4 protein-coding genes and 1 pseudogene are annotated in these 3,942 nt (G+C 61.2%); all 5 read right to left on the bottom strand.

Annotated elements, in window-relative coordinates; translation table 11 throughout:
- Positions 1-287, bottom strand: a 287-nt coding sequence (locus PH547_RS33480; protein WP_285170462.1) for a recombinase family protein, incomplete at its 3' end; no start/stop codon positions are given.
- A 90-nt stretch (positions 288-377) separates the two neighbouring features.
- Positions 378-563 (bottom strand): hypothetical protein, encoded by a 186-nt coding sequence (locus PH547_RS33475; RefSeq protein ID WP_120764168.1) that lies wholly within the window; start codon positions 561-563, stop codon positions 378-380.
- A complete protein-coding gene (istB, locus tag PH547_RS33470; RefSeq protein ID WP_184806354.1) occupies positions 560-1,318 on the bottom strand; it encodes an IS21-like element helper ATPase IstB in 759 nt (252 codons plus the stop codon). The genes PH547_RS33475 and istB overlap by 4 nt, the downstream gene beginning before the upstream one ends.
- Positions 1,305-2,807: an IS21 family transposase gene (istA, locus tag PH547_RS33465; protein ID WP_120764167.1), complete on the bottom strand. Its 1,503-nt coding sequence runs from the start codon at positions 2,805-2,807 to the stop codon at positions 1,305-1,307. The genes istB and istA overlap by 14 nt, the downstream gene beginning before the upstream one ends.
- 838 nt (positions 2,808-3,645) lie before the next feature.
- A pseudogene (locus tag PH547_RS33460) lies at positions 3,646-3,942 on the bottom strand (recombinase family protein); the annotation flags it as partial.

Raw genomic sequence — 3,942 nt, 5'->3', positions numbered from 1 at the left:
AATTTACGAAAGACGAGCAGAATGCTCTCCTGAACGCGCCGATCAGGATCTTTCTCGACACGGGCATCATCCGTCTTCACATATCCGACGGCAACAGTCAGATGAAGTTCGCCGCGCCGCGCTTTTTGGCGCATGGCCTCGACGGATCGTTGCCGAAACACGGATAACTCCATCTCGCTCATCGTACCCTTCATGCCAAGAAGGAGACGATCGTTAGGCGAGCGCGGATCGTAAATAGCCTCTTCGTCAACGATCAGAGTGCCGACCAGACCACAAAATTCCAGCAACGTATGCCAATGTTAGCGGTCGCCTAAAACTGCGGTTATTCGCTGCCGAGAAATCGGAATAAGGCAGCGTGCCTTCGGAGGGCTGTCAGATCATTTGTTTGGCAGGCGCTGGTTTTGGAGCTCGGTCTGGATCTGGACGTTGTATTGGTGCCAGACCCTGTCGCGGATTTCGGTCAGCAGTTCGAAGACGGCCAGGGCCTGTTCCGGTGTCCAGGTTGTCGGGATCTCGACGGACAAGGAGATCGGCAACCCAGGTTTCGCGGGGGCTTTCGTCATGGCCTTTGCGCCCTTCTCTGCTCGGTGCGCAGTTCCGACCGTCCGGTGGCCTCTTTGAGCCGGTAGGATTGGCCCTCGATGGCAATGACTTCGGCATTGTGGACGAGACGATCGACCATCGACACGACGCAGGCGGCGTTGGGAAAGACCTCGTGCCAGTCGGCAAAATTGCGATTGGTGGTGACGATGGTGCTCTTTGCCTCGTAGCGTCGGCTGATGAGTTCGAAGAGCAGATCGGCATGACGGTTGGTGTAGGAGAGATATCCGACCTCATCGATGACGAGGAGGGCTGGAGCGGTGTAGTGGGCCAGGCGCCGGCGGAGCGCGGAAGCGCTGTCGATGGCAGCCAGTTCGCCCAGCAGTTGGCCGGCGCTGGTAAACAGGGCGGTGTGGCCGTTGAGGACGGCATGATGGGCGATGTTGCGGGCAAGTGTTGACTTGCCGACCCCGTTGGGGCCGATGAAGACGGCATTGGCAGCGTCACGGATGAAGTCGAGACGCATGAGCGCTTCGATGGACTGCCGGTCGCATCGTGTCGGAAAGGACCAATCGAAGTCGCAGAGCGGCTTGAAGCGTCCGATCCTGGCATCCTTCAGCCGTCGTTCCAGACTACGCCTGGCGCGTTCGTTCTCCTCCCAGTCGAGAAGTGTCAGCGCCCACCCGCCTTCAAGCGCGTCCTGCCAGTGAGCGACAAGACCGTGCAGGTGCAACCGGGCGGCGCGATTGAGGGCATCGCTTTGATCATGACTTGTCATCTGAGGTTTCCTTGAGCTGGTCGTAGAGGTCGAGACGAGCGGGCCGGACAGGGCTGTCCTTGTCTTGGACATGCCGGGGCAGCGCGACGTGCAGCAACGGCGGTTGGCGCCGCCGTTCCCGTCGGCGCTCCAGGATCAGCTGGACGGCATTGGGATGGGGCGATGGCCCTTCGAGCGCCAGGACCTCCAGGATTCCCGCTTGCAGTTCGCTGGCTCCGTAGTGCTGAAGCAGCCGGTTCAGGCCGATGACGGCGGAATGCAGGGAATGTCCGTTCTGTGCCGCGCGCTCAAGAAGCGCGGTGCTGGCGGGAACGGCGGCAGCCAGCCGATCGGTGGCGCTGTGTCGTCGGGCGGCACGCTTCTCGTCAACCAAAGCCTTGATGTGGGCGGCATCCTCCACCTGAGCACCCTTGTCGTAGCTGCGAACGTGACAGGCAACGACCTTCGCACCATCGAGGACGCGGACTTCCTTCTGCGTGGCCACGATGCTCAAGCTGCACCGGACGTAGGCGTGCGGGACGGAATAATCGTTCAGATCGAAGCGGGCGTAAGGGGTCTTGCCGATGGAAACAGCGATCTGGGCCGGCCATTCAAAGGAGGTGTCTGGCAATGGCAAAAGGTAGGGCTGTTCGAGGGCGAAGGCCTGCCTGACGGTCATATCGAGACCGGGGCACAGTCTGTCGGCGGCAACGCCCTCGCACCAGGCGTCGGCCTGGGCGTTGAGATCGTCGAGATCCTTGAAGCTGCGGGCGGCAAAGAAGTTGTCGCGGATATAGCGAATAGCGCGCTCGACGCGGCCTTTCTCATTCCCCCGCGCGACAGCGACCGGACGGGGATCGTATCGATAATGGGCGGCAAAGGCGAGCAGAGTGGGGTTGAAGCGGATGGCATCGCCATGACGCTCGAGCACAGCGCTCTTCAGATTGTCGTAGAGCACGACCTTCGGAACCCCGCCCCATCTGTCAAAGGCTTCGACGTGACCGGACAGAAACGCTTCCATCCTGGCATCGAGGAAGAAGCGCAGGAAGATCCGGCGGGACTGGCTCAGCACGATGACGAAGGCCATGAGGGGACGACGTGCCCTACCGATCTGCATCTGTCCAAAGTGGCCCCAGTCGGCCTGGGCCTGCTCTCCAGGAAGGGTGCGCAGGCGCAGATAGGCCTCGGCCTTCTGGCGCGGTCGGTGGCGGGCGATCATATGGCGGAAGTGACCGCCGTCGCCACGATATCCCCGCTCGCAGACCATTGCGTGGAGTCTGGCTGCCGTCAGGGTGGGGAATGCCTCAAGGGTCTCCAGAATGAACGGCAGATAGGCGTCGATCTGGCTTGGCCGAGTTCGCGGGCCATGCGGCACCAGCCCGGAACGGGCCAGCACGCATTGAACGGTATGATGGTGGACGCCGAGTTGGTGGGCAATGGTGTTGGCTCGCCACTTCTCGACATGGTGGTAGCGCAGGATCTGAGCCTGCAGTTCGGCAGATATGGCCATCGTCATCCTCTGGATAGGGACATCGGGATGGCTCGGCGACGACGCAGGGGCTCACGGCGGACAAACGGCGAGCAGCAGCGGCCACACCAGTGACAATGATGTCCCAGAACGCCGGTCGGCAATCCTTCAGGGATCGCAGACTCGGTCAAGGACGGCGTATCAGCAGTGTCGGACGCCTCGTTCGGTGTCGTCACCGAAGCCGCCATGCATCAACATCGGCATCGCTGGCGAGTGAACCATTGTGCGTCACTATTTTTTGCCGGGCCCGATATCGGCGGCTGCGGGCCGCATGGGCGAAACGGCCGTTCCGGCTCGTTTGATACCGCCTGGAAACATCCCGACGTCGCTCGTGACGGGCAATACGGGCACATCCTTCAGCGCAATAAATCTGGCCCCGGTCGCAGCATCGGCAGATCAGCATCTGCGACCGACAACGCTCGCACAGAAAGAAGCGTCCGGTATCATGCTCATCTGCTCCATGGCAGCCGTCATGACATGGACGCGAGGCCCCCGTCTGCGCCATAATAACCCGGCATTCGTGTTCCGCACGGTGTAGGGCGCGGCGCCGGGTAGAATTAGCCGTTCGTTCGGCGCTGTGCCTGCCTTCATCAATCGACGCAAAGATTACGGCACGCGCTGCGGCTGCACCAGTCCTCACCCCTTCACCCAAAAGCCGTTTGGTACACTTCTCGACGCACTGGGCCCTATGCTTGCCTGCGCGCAGGCAAGCATAGGGCCCAGCCAATCCCATCCGCTTCAGAACAAGCAAGTCACTGCCGAAAAACCTCTGTGGACCTCTCGGCAGCGAATAGCCGCACTTCTCAACAACCGTTCACAGCCAATCACGGCCATTGCGCGCCAGACGTGAGGCCTCAAGCGATACGACTGCTCCCACCCGACCTTCACATATCGCCGCCAACAGCTTCTCGAATCCTGGGCGGGCGATGCCACCTCCGGATCGTCCAAGGTCATCGTCGACGATCTCGACGGTCTCCCAACCCAACTGTCGAGCACGCTCGACTAAGCCGTACTGCCGTCGTTGGCTTTCCAGGTTATTGGCAACCTGGTAGGCTGTCGACTGCCGGACGTAGACGAAGGCGCTAAGGCTAAGATGGTCGGCGGTAATCTTACTCAT

Origin of the sequence: Rhizobium cerradonense, assembly GCF_030182455.1 — a bacterium.
Lineage (GTDB): Bacteria > Pseudomonadota > Alphaproteobacteria > Rhizobiales > Rhizobiaceae > Rhizobium.
The sequence above is the reverse complement of the archived record's forward strand: the minus strand, read 5'-3'. Positions and strand labels throughout refer to the sequence as shown.